Genomic DNA, 16,484 nt, shown 5'->3' on the forward strand with positions numbered 1-16,484 from the left:
AACTTTAATAAATGTAACTATTCCATTGTTCAAAACTTAAAAAAAGATGAAACTTCGAATTGCCAGACATACTAATAATTTAGAACAAATTAATTTTTTTTATACAAAAATACTCGAATTTGAATTATTAGGGAGTTTTGAAAACCACTCTAATTACAATGGAATATTTATAGGAAAACCAAATTTAGACTGGCATCTCGAATTCACGCAATCTGATGATCAAGTAACTCACCTCTTTGATGAAGATGATATTTTAGTACTTTATCCGGAAACTGTTTTAGAATATGATACACTAATAGCGAAAGTTTCGGAAAACAATATTAATTTTATTAATGCCAAAAATCCTTATTGGAATAAAAACGGTAAAATGTTTCTTGACCCTGACGGAGCAAGAATTGTTATCTCTAATTTAAAGTCGAAACAAACCATTAACATTCACTAACTTACTTATCTGTAATAAAAATAATTTAATGAAAACAATAAAAATAGCCGGAGTACCGGAACACTTTAATCTCCCTTGGCATTTAACCATAGAAAACAAAGAATTTGAAGCGCAAGGAATCGATTTACAATGGACCGATGTTCCTGAAGGCACAGGAAAAATGTGTCAGATGTTACGTCAAGGTGAAACCGATATTGCGGTGATCCTGACTGAAGGAATTGTAAAAGATATTGTAGCCGGGAATCCGTCTAAGATTGTTCAGATTTATGTAGATTCGCCTTTAATATGGGGAATTCATGTAGCTTCAAAATCAAAATATGAAACACTATCTGATCTTGAAAATACTAAAGCAGCTATTTCAAGACTGGGTTCAGGTTCCCAATTAATGGCTTATGTAAACGCAAACAATCAAAATTGGAAAACAGAACACCTTCAGTTTGAAATTGTCAATACAATTGACGGTGCTGTAGAAGCTTTAACCAATGAAACTGCCGATTATTTTATGTGGGAACGCTTTATGACAAAACCGTTAGTCGATAAAGGGGTCTTTAGAAAAGTAGCCGACTGTCCTACTCCATGGCCGTGTTTTGTGATAGCTGTTCGTGATGAGATACTGGAAAAGAATCCGGAAACAATCCGTCAGATACTACAAATAATTAACAAAATGACCACTTCATTCAAATCCATTAGCGGAATTGACAGTATTCTGGCTTTTGAATACCATCAAAAAATAAACGATATTCAGGAATGGCTTTCACTTACGGAATGGTCCCAACGACAATTATCCAAAGAAATGTTAAACAATATTCAAAATCAGCTATTAGAACTGAAAATTATTGATAAAATAGGTACTTTTGATGAAATAGTTAAAACAGTGTAGTTTTACTTTTTTCCTTTGCATGATAAACTTTAAAAATATTACTTTTCAAAATATAAAGCAAAAACTTCAGGTCAGAAAGCCCTGGGATGAAGTAATTATTTTTGTGCTGAATATTTTGATTAGTATTCCCACATTTCTCATTGCACATCAAAATTTAGTTGAATTAAACTGGCCTCTGAACATAGACCGGATTCTGTTATTTATTTTGATTATAGTAGCAATCCAGTTACTTTTAAGGTTACTGCGAACCATTATTATTATTTGCATTCTGGTCTATTTATTGGTTTTATTGTACGGAACATTATCCGGAAATTACGGATTTGAAAGTGTTTATGAAGATTATGATTCGATGATTTACACCATGTCTGACAATCCCTATCCTCAGGATATTATTATTTCCAAATTACTTCCTTTTCCCAATAAATCAGAAATTCTTAAAGCCATACAATATAAAAATCCCAAGGTGCGTAATTTTGCTGTAATGGCTGTAAATAAAAATTTCAAAAACATCAAAGGATATTCAGACTATCGCACCATTATTCAGTGTTTTGCTGTTTTTAAAGAAATTAATAGCCGCTGGAATTATGTGAGTGACCCTAAAGATGGAGACTACATTGCCGCAGCAACAGAATCACTAAATTATTTATCAGGAGATTGTGATGATCATTCTATTTTAATGGCAGCCTGTGTCAGAGCAATTGGCGGAACTCCGCGATTAATTCATACTAAAGGACATATTTATCCTGAAATTTTGATAGGAAATATGAATGATTTGGAAGCAGTCAATTTTTTGATAAAAAACAAACTTTTTGAAAAAGAAAGCTACGGAAAACAGCTTCATTATCATATTGATGAGAGAGACCAAATCTGGCTCAATCTGGATTATACTGCTAAATATCCCGGAGGTCCGTTTATGTCTGAAGAAATTTTAGGAGCTTTGACTTTAAATTAATTTTCCTTTTTATACAAAGCTCCCAAAATTTCGTAAGAATGTAATCTTGCTTCATGCTCATAAATTGCCGAAGCAGCCATTATTTCATCAACTTGAGTTATATCAATAAATTTTTCTAATTCTTTTTTGATTTTTTCAGGACCGCCAATAAAACTATACTGTATCATTTGTTGTAAGGCAGCTTCTTCCATTGGATCCATAAAATCTTCATTAGGCTCAACAGCCGGTTGTAGTTGTTTTCTATTTCCTGTGATAATTCCAAGAAACATTTTTTTAAATGAGGTTGCCAATCGATTCGCTTCATAATCTGTATCAGCAGCAAAAACATTCACACAGGCAATTGTATATGGTTCCTTTAACTGAGCCGAAGGTTTAAAATTTTGCCTGTAGATTGCTAATGCCTTATGCAGCTGAGCAGGAGCAAAATGGCTGGCAAAAGCATAAGGCAAACCTAAAGAAGCTGCAAGATAAGCACTATCTGTACTCGAACCTAAAATCCAGATTGGGATGTCCAGCCCTTCACCCGGAATAGCCCGTACTCTTCCGTTTTTATTTCCTTCTGATAAATACATTTGTAATTCCTGTACATTTCCCGGAAATTCCATTGCTGCATGCTCATCTCTTTTTAAAGCTGCGGCTGTAAACTGATCCGTTCCCGGAGCACGACCCAATCCTAAATCAATCCGGTCAGGATATAGTGTTGCTAAGGTTCCAAACTGTTCTGCCACAATTAATGGAGCATGATTAGGAAGCATTATTCCTCCTGATCCTACTCTCAATGTTGATGTTCCACCTGCAATATGACCTATTAAAACCACCGTTGCAGTACTCGCAACCCCTTGCATATTATGATGCTCAGCCAGCCAAAAACGGGTAAATCCCCATTTCTCTACATGCTGAGCTAACTCTAAACTGTTTTTAAAAGTATCCGCAGCATTTCCTCCTTCTCTGACTATTGCCAAGTCGAGAACGGAAATTTTTATTCTAGAAAGTGTATCGGTATTCATAATTCATCTTATTTGTATATACAAAGGTATGAATTGTAAAATATTTCAGGGAATATCAAATACTAATAGAACGTTAAATAGAAAGAAATTAAGATTGCGGAAAGCAAAACGTAATGAAGAGACTAAACTTTTCTGTTATTTCTCTCCATAAACGGAACAACAAATTTTATAATAATTGTCAAAAATAATATAAGCATTCACTATTCTATTAAATTTAAGTTTATATTTAATAAATCACCTGAGGAATATACCTCATTAATAAATATGATATTCCAATTGATGATATGAAAACAAAGACGGACGTAATTATTATTGGCGGTGGACTTGCAGGTTTATCAGCTGCGATTCATTTATCCAAACAAGGATTACAAGTTACGCTGATTGAAAAATCCGCCTATCCGCGTCATAAAGTTTGTGGAGAATATATTTCTAATGAAATTGTCCCCTATTTATCCTGGCTTGGCATAAATATTAATCAATTACATCCTACTACTATTTCGAAATTTGAATTTTCAACACAAAACAGCAAAATAGTAAATACCAGACTGCCGCTTGGCGGATTTGGAATCAGCCGTTATAAGCTGGAGCATTTTCTTTACCAAAAAGCCATCAGAAATGGCTGTACTGTTATTATCGAAAATGTTGTGAATGTTACCTTCAGCAAAAACTTTTTTACAGTAACAACACCGACTCAAACTTTATATTCAGAAACAGTATTGGGTGCTTTTGGGAAACGTTCAAACATTGATCAGCAATTGTCCCGTAATTTTATTAAAAAAAAGACTCCCTGGCTGGCCGTCAAGGGACATTATTCCGGGGATTTTGATGCTGATATTGTGGCTTTACATAATTTTAACGGAGGATATTGCGGAATTTCCAAAATTGAAAATGGCATTTTAAACATTTGTTATCTGGCAGATTATCATACTTTTAAACAATTTAAAAATATTGATCATTATCAACAAAGTGTACTTTTTCAAAACAAGCACCTCAAATCTGTTTTTGAAAAAAGCACTCTGTTGTTTGACAAACCAATTACTATAAGCCAAATATCATTTGACAGAAAACAAACTGTTGAAAATCATATAATAATGATTGGTGATACAGCCGGTCTGATTCATCCGCTTTGCGGAAACGGAATGGCAATGGCAATACACAGTGCAAAAATAGCTTCAGAACTAGTACTGGATTTTCATTCGGGCTTAATCTCACGTAAACAGCTGGAAAAAAATTATAAAAAAAAATGGAAACAAAATTTTGGAAAACGACTCTTTATTGGCAGACTTCTCGGAAAAATATTTATCCATAAAAAAATTTCAAATGCGTTATTAAAATTAATAATTGCATTTCCTAAACTGCTGCCTTTAATTATCAGACAAACGCATGGCAAACCAATAGCTATTTAATTAAATGACAATACACACGCAATACAGAACTCAGGAAACTGAAATAATGGATGATTTTTCACTTCAGGGCGAAGAGTTACAATCTGCGCTGGATCAAATTGCCCGGATAAATCAATTCTTGGGAGGAAATAAGCTAACATTGGAGGGAGTACAAAAATTGCTGCAAAATACTGATTATTCAGGAACTATAGTTATTGCAGATATTGGTTGTGGAAATGGTGATATGTTAAGAATGCTTGACAGATACGGACAAAAAAACAACATCAATTTTAAACTCATAGGTATTGATGCCAATGCTTTTACCATAAATCATGCAAGGGCTTTATCTAATAACTTTAAGAATATAGAGTATCGGTGTATCGATATTTTTAGTGAAGAATTTACAGCCATTCACTATGATATTGTTTTGTGTACGCTAACACTGCACCATTTTAATGATGAAGCAATCATAGATATAATTACTATCTTTAATAAGAATGCAACAATAGGTATTGTGATAAATGATTTACACAGAAGTAAACTGGCATACGGCCTTTTTAAAGTTATTTGTTTTGTTTTCAATTTGAATCACATGGGTCGTAAAGATGGTCTGGTTTCTATATTAAGAGGATTCAAAAAAAGAGAATTAGAAGCTTTTTCAAAAAAAATAAATTTATCGAACTATACCATAAATTGGAAATGGGCTTTCAGATACCAATGGATAATTGCTAAAAAATGAGTGTAAAAATAACAACAGTGGCTAAGCAGCTGCCAAAATACTGGCGTACAACAGAGGAAATACTTCCTTTTCTAGATAGCTGGCTGTCCGGACAGGAAGAGCGTTTTATAAAAAAAGTAAAAAAAATATTTGAAGGAGCAGCTGTAGACAAACGGTATTCCATCATGGATCCCGAAGAGGTATTTACAGCAACTTCATTTGAAGAAAAAAATGATATTTATACCCGGGAAGCTGTTATATTAGGTCAGCAGGTATTAGAAAAAGCGCTTATTAAGGCTGGCTGGGATTCACAATCGCTGGATTACATCATTACAGTAAGCTGTACAGGAATTATGATTCCGTCTCTGGATGCTTATCTCATTAACAAAATGAATCTCAGGCAGAATATCGTACGATTACCTGTAACCGAAATGGGGTGTGCTGCCGGAATATCAGGTATTATATATGCTAAAAATTTTCTGAAGGCCAATCCCGGAAAACGTGCCGCAGTTATAGCCGTTGAATCACCTACTGCAACTTTCCAGCTAAATGATTTTTCGATGCCTAATATTGTAAGTGCCGCTATTTTTGGCGATGGCGCTGCCTGCTGTTTATTATCTTCCTGCGAGCAAGACAAAGGTCCTGAAATTATTGATGCAGAAATGTATCATTTTTATGATGCGGAGCATATGATGGGCTTCAGGTTAACCAATAGTGGTTTACAAATGGTACTGGATATTGAAGTTCCTGATACTATTGCCTCACATTTTGGAGATATAATCCATCCGTTTCTCAAAAAAAACAATTTACAAATTGAAGATCTGGATCACATGATATTTCATCCCGGTGGTAAAAAAATTGTAACCACTGTAGAAGAACTGTTCTCCGGATTAGGCAAAAATATTGATGATACAAAAGAAGTACTTAAACAATACGGAAATATGTCAAGTGCAACTGTTTTGTATGTATTGGAGCGTATTATGGATAAAAAACCTAAATTAGGAGAAAAAGGACTGATGCTCAGTTTTGGTCCGGGATTTTCAGCACAACGTGTTTTATTACAATGGTAAATTAATATAAAAAAATGAATTTAAACGATATTATTAAGCAACTGCCTTACAGCAAACCTTTTTTATTTGTGGATAAACTGCTTCATGCAGATGAAAACGGCATTACCGGAACTTATACTTTTAATGAAAATCTTGATTTCTACAAAGGTCATTTTAAAGATAATCCGGTGACTCCGGGTGTTATTTTAACGGAAACCATGGCTCAGATTGGCATGGTTTGCCTTGGTATTTATTTACTGGGAAATGATTTAAAGAAAGATACAGTGGTCGCTTTTACTTCGGCTGATATGCAGTTTTTAAAACCCGTGTATCCAAATGAAAAAGTAACGGTAACGTCTCAAAAAACATTTTTCCGCTTTGGTAAACTTAAATGTGATGTCGTTATGAAAAACGAAGCCGGAATTGAAGTTTGTAAAGGTATTGTTGCCGGAATGATTACTACCAAATTATGAAAAAAAGAGTGGTCATAACAGGTCTTGGCGTAGTGGCTCCAAACGGAGTTGGAATCCCGGCATTTACACAGGCTGTAAAAAACGGGATTTCAGGGATACGACATGATCCGCAATTAGAAGAGCTGCAATTTTCCTGTCAGATAGCTGGTAAGCCGCAAATTTCAGAGGAACTAAAAGCAGCGTATTTTACAGAACTCGAATTACGGGGTTTTAATAGTACCGGTATTTTATACGGTGTTATTGCAGGTACAGAAGCATGGAAAAATGCAGGCTTATCAACAGAAATAAATGACCAGCCTGACTGGGATAGCGGAACTATATTTGGATCAGGTACATCCGGAATTGATAAGTTTCGCGAAAGTATTTATAAAATAGATGAACTACAGACCCGAAGATTGGGAAGTACTGTGGTTGCCCAAACCATGAATAGTGGTATAAGTGCTTACCTGGGAGGAAAATTAGGCTTGGGAAATCAGGTAACTACTAATTCTTCGGCCTGTTCTACCGGTACTGAAGCGATTATAATGGCATATGACCGTATACAATCCGGACAGGCAAAACGTATATTAGCCGGTAGTACAGGAGATAGCGGGCCTTATATATGGGCTGGATTTGATGCTTTACGGGTATGCAGTTCCAAATTTAATGATAATCCTCATCAGGGTTCCCGGCCTATGAGTGCTTCTGCAGCCGGATTTGTTCCCGGCAGTGGTGCCGGAGCAATAGTTGTAGAAGAACTGGAAAGTGCCTTAGAGCGTGGAGCCACTATTTATGCAGAAATACTGGGAGGGAACGTTAACTCAGGAGGACAGAGAGGAAACGGAAGTATGACTGCACCAAACAGTCAGGCGGTGCAACGCTGTATTACTGATGCTATTTATAATTCAGGAATTTCACCAACTGATATTGATGCCATAAACGGACACCTTACCGCAACTACAAAAGACAGTCTCGAAATTGAAAACTGGACTAAAGCCCTGGGATTAAAAGGGGAAAATTTCCCTTATATAAACTCTTTAAAAAGTATCACAGGGCATTGTTTAAGTGCAGCAGGAAGCATTGAGAGTGTAGCTGCAATTCTCCAGCTTCAGGAAGGATTTATATTTGGAAATACAAATTGTGAGGAGCTTCATGCTGAAATTTCTTCACTGATACATCCGTCCAGAGTTCCTTTAAAAACAATCAATACCAAACCAGATATTATAGCTAAAGCAAGTTTTGGTTTTGGTGATGTAAATGCCTGTGTAATCTTTAAAAAATTTCAAAAAATAACACTATGAATAAAGAAGAACTTACAGCTAAATTAAAAGTAATTATTAAACCGTATACCACAAATACGGATGCTTATGAAAACCTTACTGAAAACACTGATTTTATTCATGATCTCAATATCAATTCAGCTAATCTGGTCGATATTATTCTGGATATAGAAGAAGAATTTAACATCATAATTGAAAATACTGATATGGAACGCATGCTGGATGTGAAAACATCAATAGCTATTATTGAAACCAAATTAGCTGCAAAATGATAGGTAATGATATTATTGATATCGTCCAATCCCGGCATGAAAGTAACTGGCAGCGAAAAGGTTTTCTGGAAAAAATTTTTACTGCAGATGAACAGTTGCTCATAAATAAAGCTTTGCATCCTGAAATTATTGTCTGGTCACTTTGGAGTATGAAAGAAGCAGCTTATAAAATATATAACAGGCAAACGAAAATAAGATCCTATATTCCACAAAAACTGAAGTGCAGTTTCATTTTCCAAAACGACCATTATATTTCAGGAACAGTAATTTGTTGCGGAAATAATAAGTATTATACAGAAAGCAATATCAGTAATGATTGCATTCATACTATTGCAGTTACTCATCCTGACCACTTAAAAAAAGTGATTGAAATTGAAAAAAAGAATATCAGTAAGGATCAATATGGTATTCCTTTTTTAACTTCTACACACTCCCATACCGCACAAGCTGTCTCTGTGAGCCATCATGGACGATTTGAAAAAGTGGTGATTATTTAGGAATCTTTTTTGAAATAAAAAAATACAGGCATTTGGAATACCTTTTTAAAGATTTTACCGTCATAACTTTTATGTAAATTTTATAATGATTCTTTGATTTCATATAAAATACAATGTATTTATAAGCTTACTTTTAATACAATAAATTAAAACAAATAGTTATGGAAAATCTACAATATTACAGCAGTCCCGAGTTACAGAAATGTCCTTTTCACAGTCAGTACAGCAGTCCAAAAAATAATGAAGACAAAGATGATGATACTGGCAAAAGCGAAAAACCGGATGAAACCGGAACTAATCCAAAACGTTATACACCTGATAAATTTGAAAAAAGTCCAAATGAAAGATCCGGAGGTGACGGAAGTACCGAGAGTGCAGCAGAAGAGCTCAATAATTTATAAAACGAAGTTTAATTGCTGATTAGCATCTGCAAATACTCTTGTTTCCAACATACTTATTGTAATCTAAATTATTCTATCAATTTCTTCGGAATAAAAAACTCTTTAATTGCTTAAGGAGTTTTTTGGTGTCTGATAAGAACCTGTTTTATTTAAAGTGACTTATTAAAACAAGAAACCGGCAAACCAGTATTGGAATATTCATATTGCTTTGGATTATTGAAGCAAAAATATTTTGATGAATACTGACAAAACCATAGCCGAAACAGCCTATGATTAGGTTTTGAACACCACCCTATTTCTCAAGATTTATTAAAAAAGAAATAGGCATTACACCTACCCAATATAGAGAACAGTTTTAAATTAGTTTCTTCTGTATCTATTTTCACCGAACACAAAAAGTCTCCTGATTCAAATCTTGGAGACTAGTTAATTCATTAGAAGTCCTTAAGAACATTTCTAAGACGTATTTTTTTTTAATATTTGATAAAAGTGCCAATATGCTAACGGTACAAAATAGTAGATAAAACATTAAAAAAAAATCTTGCATTTAGCATTGTTCTTATATCCTAAAGGTTTCGTATTCGCATTTTTACTCTCTAAAAAAATTGTGATTTAACCGTAATAATAACCTCTACGCTGATAAAAAATATAGGCGACTTTTAAACAAATATAGGCGACTTCTGCTTTGTTTATTTGCTCTTTTTTAATCGAATTTTGCTCCCGATTATTAAACATATAACAAAAGATCAATGAATCGATATTCCATTTTCAAGTTTTCAGTATTTTTTTCTCTACTCCTTTTTTTGCAAGGATGCGGTAAAAAGGATCAAAATCAAAGCACACAGCAAGGAGCAATAGAACTTCCAATGGCAACAATTGTAAGTGAACAGTCGACAATTTCAAAAGAATACAGCACTAGCATCGAAGGTGTTGCTGATGTTGAAATTCGTCCACAAATCTCCGGATACCTTCAAAAAATCCTTGTTGACGACGGTGCTTACGTTAAAGCAGGTCAAACGCTTTTCATTATTGAAAGTAGCATCTACAGAGAGCAATATAATACAGCCCAAGCAAATCTAAGTTCTGCAAAAATTGAGTTAGACAGAAAAAAAGAACTTGCTAAAAGTAAAATAGTTTCCAGCCTTCAGGTGGATCAGGCAGAAGCTGCGTATAAAGGAGCACAAGCACAAGTAGGATCAGCAAGAATTAATCTTAATTTTTGCACAATAAAAGCACCTGTTAGCGGTTACATCGGCCGAGTGGGCTACCGTCTGGGAAGTCTCATTGCTCCCTCAAACCCTACACCCATAACTATTCTTTCAGATATTCACAAAGTGAATGCTTATTTCAGTATGAGCGAAAATGATTTTCAAACTTTTCAGAGTCAATATCCAGGAAAAAACATCCTCAAAAATAGTCCAAAAGTTAATCTTCAGCTATCTAATGGAGAGGAATATGAAATTGCTGGTCAAATTGATGCCGTAAATGGACAATTTGATTCAAATACCGGAGCGATAACTTTACGAGCAAAATTTGATAACCCAAAAACAATCTTAAGAAGTGGAAGTACTGGTAAGATTATTATGAAACAAGTAAATAATAATGCTGTTTTACTGCCAATTGCTTCCACTATGGGCGTACAAGATAAAATCTTCGCATTTATTGTAGACAAACAAGGTAAGGCCAAGCAAATTGAAGTAAAAATATCAGGCAAAACAGGAACCAAATACATTATATCGGAAGGTTTAAAACCAGGAGACACCTACATCGTTTCCGGATTTGACAGACTTCAATCAGGAACTCCGGTTACTGCACAAAAAACTGCTAAAATATAAGAATTAACTATTCTCAAAAACAAAAACATGTTAAAAACAATTATAAAACGACCTGTTCTAGCAACGGTAATCTCACTGTTACTAGTGATACTGGGTGTGGTAGGAATGCTTGGACTTCCTATAACCAAATTTCCAGATATTGCACCGCCTACAGTAACTGTTGTGGCTGTTTATCCGGGTGCAAATGCTGAAACCATCGGACGTTCGGTTGCGCCTCCTCTCGAGAATGCTATTAATGGGGTGGAAAATATGGATTATATCAATTCCGTATCCAGTAATGATGGTACATTAACAATCACCGTTATTTTTAAATTAGGAACAGATCCTGATCAAGCTGCGATAAATGTGCAAAACAGAGTGTCGCAAGTAACCAATCAGCTCCCTGCTGAAGTGGTACAAGCTGGAGTTACAACTCTAAAAAAACAAAACAGTATGATGGGTATGATCACTTTAAGTAGTGATGATCCTAAAATTGATGATTTATTTTTAGAAAATTATGCTAAAATAAATATCATTCCTGAAATTAAAAGGATTAAAGGTGTTGGAGATGCCATGGCTTATGGTAACAAAGATTATTCAATTCGTGTATGGCTGGATCCTGCTAAATTAAATGCTTATAAACTTACTCCTACTGAAATATCACGTGCCATTCAGTCCCAAAATTTAGAAGCTGCCCCAGGTAGATTCGGAGAAAGGACTGGAGAATCTATGGAGTATGTAATGCGATACAAAGGTAAGTTTACAGAACCTTCTCAATATGAAAACATAGTTATAAGAGCTAAAAATGATGGCTCCATCCTACGATTGAAAGATGTTGCTAAAGTAGAATTTGGTGCGTACAATTATGCTGTTTCTGCTAAATACAATAAGGATGCAGGAGTTGTAATGGCAATTTTCCAAATGTCTGGTTCTAATGCCAACGAGGTTCAAATTGCTATAGAGAAACGCATGAGAGAACTCGAAAAATCATTTCCTTCTGGTATGAAGTATGATATTCCTTATGCAACAAAAGAATCATTGGATACCTCTGTCGATCAGGTAATTCATACCCTAATCGAGGCCTTTATATTGGTATTTATTGTGGTATTTATCTTTTTACAGGATTTCAGATCTACACTTATTCCTGCAATTGCGGTTCCTGTATCTATTGTGGGTACGTTTTTCTTTATGCAACTTTTTGGCTTTTCAATAAATACATTAACCTTATTTGCATTGGTGCTTGCCATTGGTATTGTGGTAGATGATGCCATAGTAGTTGTGGAAGCCGTCCATGCCAAAATGGAAAAAAGAGGGCTTAATGCAAAAGCCGCTACTATGTCGGCGATGAGTGAGATTTCGGGAGCAATTATTTCGATAACACTTATTATGTCTGCTGTGTTTGTACCGGTTGCTTTTATGGAAGGTTCAACAGGTTTATTCTACAAGCAATTTGCTATAACATTAGCCATCGCGATTGTAATTTCTGCCGTAAATGCATTGACGCTAAGTCCTGCACTTTGTGCCATATTATTAAAACCCCATGATCCCAGTCATGAAAAAACAGGATTTAAAGAACGCTTTTTTGCAGGATTTAATGCTTCGTTTGATAAAATGACCTCTAAATATGCTAAATCAATTTTATTTTTATTAAAAAGAAAATGGATAGCCTTTTTACTTATTGCAATCTTTGGAGGGCTATTTGCCTGGATGTCTATGACAACTCCAAAAGCTTTTATTCCTGATGAGGATCAAAATTTTATCATTGTAACTGCAAATCTTTCTGCAGGGGCATCACAAAATAGAACGGGACAAGTTTTAGGTAGTGTACAAGACAAACTTATTGCAAATCCTGCTGTAGACAAAGTGATTACCGTTGACGGATTAAATCTTTTTAGTGGTTCGCTTTCTTCTTCTTCAGGTACTTTGTTTGTTAAATTAAAGAAAAGTCAAGAAAGAGGTGATGTTCAGAAATTAGGTGACGTTATGGGACAGATTCAAGCTGAATTATCTAACGACAAAAGAGCTAATTTCCTGGTACTTAATGTGCCTACTGTAGAAGGATTTGGAAATACTAGTGGTATCGAATTGGTATTACAGGATCGTACTAATGGAGATTTAAAAAAATTAGGAGGCATTTCCTATGGTATGATGGGTGCGTTAATGCAGCGTCCTGAAATTGAAGTTGCTTTTACCACATTTAATGTTGAATATCCACAATTTGAAGTTTTAGTGGATGAGACAAAAGCAGCTCAATTAGGAGTTACCGTTGCAGACGTATTAAGTGCAATGCAAGGGTATTATGGTAGCATTCAATCTTCTGATTTCACAAGATTTGGAAAATATTACCGTGTTTTGGTTCAAGCAAATCCTGAAAACAGAAAAGATAAAGAATCACTCAACAGTATTTTTGTAAAAAACTTTGCTGGTGAAATGGTTCCTATAAATACGCTTGTTCATTTAAAAAATACCTCCGGAGCTGAAGTCGTTGATCGATTTAACTTATTTAATTCTTCTAACCTAACCGTTATGCCTAAACCAGGCTACAGTTCGGGTCAGGCAATGACTGCAATTAAAGAGGTAAGTGAGCAAATTCTGCCTGCTGGATATACCTATGATTATAAAGGCATGAGCCGTGAGGAAAATGCTTCCAGTTCACAATCTACTGTCATTTTTGCATTGTGTTTTATTTTTGTGTTTTTCTTATTAGCAGCACAATACGAAAGTTATATCCTGCCTTTAGCTGTTCTTACTGCTATCCCAGTTGGACTTAGCGGAGTGTTCATAGGTATTTCAATGGCAGACATTTCCAACAATATTTATGTTCAGATTGCAATGGTAATGCTTATAGGCTTACTTGCCAAAAATGGAATCTTGATTGTTGAATTTGCTATTCAAAGAAGACAAGCCGGTAAGAGTTTGATTGCAGCTGCTGTCGAAGGAGCTAAAGCAAGGCTTCGTCCAATTTTAATGACTTCATTAGCATTTATTACAGGATTATTACCACTGGTATTCGTAGTAGGGCCTTCTGCAATGGGTAATCATTCCATAGGATATGCCGCAATTTTTGGTATGCTAGTAGGTACAATATTGGGTGTTTTCATAACTCCGGTACTCTTTGTGGTATTTCAATACCTACAGGAAAAAATGAGTGGAAAAGAAATATCCGAATCCGATTGGGAATATTAATTCAAAAATTAAGAAATGAATTTATTTAAAAAAATAATATACATCACCACAATTTCAGGATTTATTTTATCGTGCTCTGTTCAAAAGTACGAGCAACCTGAAGTTGACCTTCCTGATACCTTTAGAAATGATGATACATCAGTTCAAAAGGACAGCGCAAGCAACATTGCACTAATTAATTATAAAGAGTTTTTTAAAGATCCTGTCTTGGTCAATCTTATTGACCAAGCAGTACAAAACAATTATGATATGCAAATTGCTTTAAAGCAAATAGAATTTGCTTCTTTGGGATACAAGCAATCAAAATGGGCAAATGTGCCCACTGTTAATGCTACTGTCGCTGCTGCCAACATATCACGTCCATCAGACAATAGTTTAAACGGACTTTCATTAGGACAGTTTTTGGGACAAAAATACATCGAAGATTATAGTACTTCCGTCAATATTTCTTGGGAAGCTGATATCTGGGGTAAAATTAAAGGTGCAAAAGAAGAAGTTTTAGCAGACTATCTTAAAACACAAGAGGCTGCAAAAGCTGTTAAAACACGCTTGGTTTCCGAAGTAGTTACCGGTTACTATAACCTTCTGATGTTGGATAAACAATTGGAAATTACCCAAAACAATTTAACTTTTGCAGACAGCACGCTTACTATTTTAAATAAACAACAAGAACTGGGTATGATTACCTCTTTGGCTGTTCAACAGCAAGAGATTACTAAAGATCAAATTTTAAAAAATATCCCTGTTATAGAAGGTGCCATTAATGTACAGGAGAACGCCCTGAGTATATTAACAGGCAGTTTACCTGATCAGATAGAAAGAAATCTTAGACTGGATAAAGTTATTGTACCCGAAGCACTATCTACCGGTTATCCTTCTCAAATACTGTCCTTCAGACCTGATGTAAAAAGTAGAGAGCTCGATTTTAGAAGAAGCATTGCGAGTATACATGTTGCTAAAACAAGTATGTATCCTTCACTAAACATAACGGCACAAGGAGGAATTAATTCTTTTAAAGCAAGTAACTGGTTTGAGTTACCTGGCTCTTTATTTGGTGTTGCTGCAGGTTCATTACTACAGCCTATTTTAAATGGGAAACAGCTAAAAACAAGATATGAACAGTCAAAAATTAGTTCAGAACAAGCTGAACTTAATTTCAAACAATCTGTTTTAACAGCTGTTGCAGAAGTATCTGATGCTATGGTTCAAATCCAAAAATTAGAGCAACAACAAAAAATTGCTGAAGGTTTAGTGGAACGCTCAAAAACCATAGTAACAAACTCTGTCACTTTATATAAATACAATGAGGCCAATTATCTTGATGTAATTATTGCTCAGACCAATAAATTAAAATCTGAGTTGGATTTAGCTGCGATAAAAACGCAAAAACTTAATGCAATTACCATGCTGTACCGTTCCCTTGGTGGAGGATGGCAATAAGTATAATTTAATCTGTTGCCTGTTGGTATCAGGCAACAGATTTTTACTAATCAATACAAAGCCTATGTTATGAAAAATACTACGATTAAAGAAGGAATAATACTAATACCGGATTTTAGTGGCTTTACTGAGTTTGTCTACAACACTAAAATTTACACTGGTGAGTATATTGTGAAAGAACTTTTGACTGAACTCATAATATCCAACAACCAAAATTTCAATATTTCAGAAATTGAGGGAGATGCAATTCTTTTTTATAAGTATTCCAAGAAACCATCTTATGAAAAAACAATGGAAAATTTACGTAATATGCTTCGAGCATTTGAAAATAAAGTAATACTACTTAGTAAATCGCTAAACATTAAAATTGACTTATCACTTAAATTAATCGTTCATTATGGAGAGTTTAGTAAATACCAGATTAAAAAATTCAGCAAACTGTATGGAGCCACAATTGTGGAGGCACATCAACTTCTAAAAAATGGTTTTGCCGAACGTCCCTCCTACATCCTATTGAGTAATTCTTTCCTGAAATCTGTAAAAAAACCTATTGAGAGTTTTGCCAAAAACACTCAGATACATCCCGAAATAGGGGCTATTCTTTACCGAGAGGAAGTTTCTTTAGCAGTGAACAACTAACTATACTTTTCTACTAATATATTTACAAATATCTAAGGACAAAAGGATACGCTATTATAAATAGAGTATC

Annotated in this window: 16 protein-coding genes; 15 read left to right on the forward strand and 1 reads right to left on the reverse strand. The window is 34.7% G+C overall.

The features are described 5' to 3' along the window. Positions 1–46: 46 nt before the first annotated feature. The 3 genes from ABS764_RS13110 to ABS764_RS13120 are packed head-to-tail and all read left to right on the forward strand — an operon-like array spanning position 47 to position 2,274. Positions 47–442, forward strand: coding sequence for a VOC family protein (locus ABS764_RS13110; protein ID WP_408082256.1), 396 nt, complete (start codon positions 47–49; stop codon positions 440–442). A gap of 28 nt (positions 443–470) precedes the next feature. Continuing rightward, positions 471–1,322, forward strand: coding sequence for a substrate-binding domain-containing protein (locus ABS764_RS13115; protein WP_408082257.1), 852 nt, complete (start codon positions 471–473; stop codon positions 1,320–1,322). A 19-nt stretch (positions 1,323–1,341) separates the two neighbouring features. Beyond that, complete coding sequence (locus tag ABS764_RS13120; protein ID WP_408082258.1) at positions 1,342–2,274, forward strand: transglutaminase; 933 nt, start codon at positions 1,342–1,344, stop codon at positions 2,272–2,274. On the opposite strand, the gene ABS764_RS13125 is transcribed toward ABS764_RS13120, so the two are convergent. Further along, positions 2,271–3,281 (reverse strand): LLM class flavin-dependent oxidoreductase, encoded by a 1,011-nt coding sequence (locus ABS764_RS13125; RefSeq protein WP_408082259.1) that lies wholly within the window; start codon positions 3,279–3,281, stop codon positions 2,271–2,273. The genes ABS764_RS13120 and ABS764_RS13125 overlap by 4 nt on opposite strands. A 284-nt stretch (positions 3,282–3,565) precedes the next feature. On the opposite strand from ABS764_RS13125, the gene ABS764_RS13130 reads away from it, so the two are divergent. The 12 genes from ABS764_RS13130 (at position 3,566) to ABS764_RS13185 (ending at position 16,414) form a co-directional block, all read left to right on the forward strand. Continuing rightward, positions 3,566–4,687 carry an NAD(P)/FAD-dependent oxidoreductase gene (locus tag ABS764_RS13130; RefSeq protein WP_408082260.1) on the forward strand — a complete coding sequence of 374 codons (1,122 nt, stop codon included), beginning with the start codon at positions 3,566–3,568 and terminating at the stop codon, positions 4,685–4,687. 4 nt (positions 4,688–4,691) lie between these two features. Next, positions 4,692–5,405, forward strand: coding sequence for a methyltransferase domain-containing protein (locus ABS764_RS13135; protein WP_408082261.1), 714 nt, complete (start codon positions 4,692–4,694; stop codon positions 5,403–5,405). Then, on the forward strand, positions 5,402–6,454 hold the full coding sequence (locus ABS764_RS13140; RefSeq protein ID WP_408082262.1) for a type III polyketide synthase: 1,053 nt from the start codon (positions 5,402–5,404) through the stop codon (positions 6,452–6,454). Before ABS764_RS13135 ends, ABS764_RS13140 begins: the two co-directional genes overlap by 4 nt. Positions 6,455–6,468: 14 nt before the next feature. Further along, complete coding sequence (locus ABS764_RS13145) at positions 6,469–6,906, forward strand: 3-hydroxyacyl-ACP dehydratase FabZ family protein (RefSeq protein WP_408082263.1); 438 nt, start codon at positions 6,469–6,471, stop codon at positions 6,904–6,906. Then, the gene (locus ABS764_RS13150) at positions 6,903–8,186 is read left to right on the forward strand and encodes a beta-ketoacyl-[acyl-carrier-protein] synthase family protein (protein WP_408082264.1); all 1,284 of its coding nucleotides are present in this window, start codon (positions 6,903–6,905) and stop codon (positions 8,184–8,186) included. The genes ABS764_RS13145 and ABS764_RS13150 overlap by 4 nt, the downstream gene beginning before the upstream one ends. Continuing rightward, positions 8,183–8,437, forward strand: coding sequence for an acyl carrier protein (locus tag ABS764_RS13155; RefSeq protein WP_408082265.1), 255 nt, complete (start codon positions 8,183–8,185; stop codon positions 8,435–8,437). The genes ABS764_RS13150 and ABS764_RS13155 overlap by 4 nt, the downstream gene beginning before the upstream one ends. After that, positions 8,434–8,934, forward strand: a complete 501-nt coding sequence (locus ABS764_RS13160) for a 4'-phosphopantetheinyl transferase family protein (protein WP_408082266.1) — start codon at positions 8,434–8,436, stop codon at positions 8,932–8,934. Before ABS764_RS13155 ends, ABS764_RS13160 begins: the two co-directional genes overlap by 4 nt. Before the next feature lie 161 nt (positions 8,935–9,095). After that, complete coding sequence (locus tag ABS764_RS13165) at positions 9,096–9,335, forward strand: hypothetical protein (RefSeq protein WP_408082267.1); 240 nt, start codon at positions 9,096–9,098, stop codon at positions 9,333–9,335. Between the two features lie 866 nt (positions 9,336–10,201). After that, positions 10,202–11,170: an efflux RND transporter periplasmic adaptor subunit gene (locus ABS764_RS13170; protein WP_408082268.1), complete on the forward strand. Its 969-nt coding sequence runs from the start codon at positions 10,202–10,204 to the stop codon at positions 11,168–11,170. A gap of 27 nt (positions 11,171–11,197) precedes the next feature. Continuing rightward, positions 11,198–14,335, forward strand: coding sequence for an efflux RND transporter permease subunit (locus ABS764_RS13175; RefSeq protein ID WP_408082269.1), 3,138 nt, complete (start codon positions 11,198–11,200; stop codon positions 14,333–14,335). Between the two features lie 15 nt (positions 14,336–14,350). After that, the gene (locus tag ABS764_RS13180; protein WP_408082270.1) at positions 14,351–15,775 is read left to right on the forward strand and encodes a TolC family protein; all 1,425 of its coding nucleotides are present in this window, start codon (positions 14,351–14,353) and stop codon (positions 15,773–15,775) included. Between the two features lie 69 nt (positions 15,776–15,844). Next, the gene (locus ABS764_RS13185; RefSeq protein ID WP_408082271.1) at positions 15,845–16,414 is read left to right on the forward strand and encodes a DUF2652 domain-containing protein; all 570 of its coding nucleotides are present in this window, start codon (positions 15,845–15,847) and stop codon (positions 16,412–16,414) included. Positions 16,415–16,484 lie beyond the last annotated feature (70 nt).

The sequence above is a fragment of the Flavobacterium plantiphilum genome, from assembly GCF_046000495.1.
GTDB classification, from domain to species: Bacteria; Bacteroidota; Bacteroidia; order Flavobacteriales; family Flavobacteriaceae; genus Flavobacterium; species Flavobacterium plantiphilum.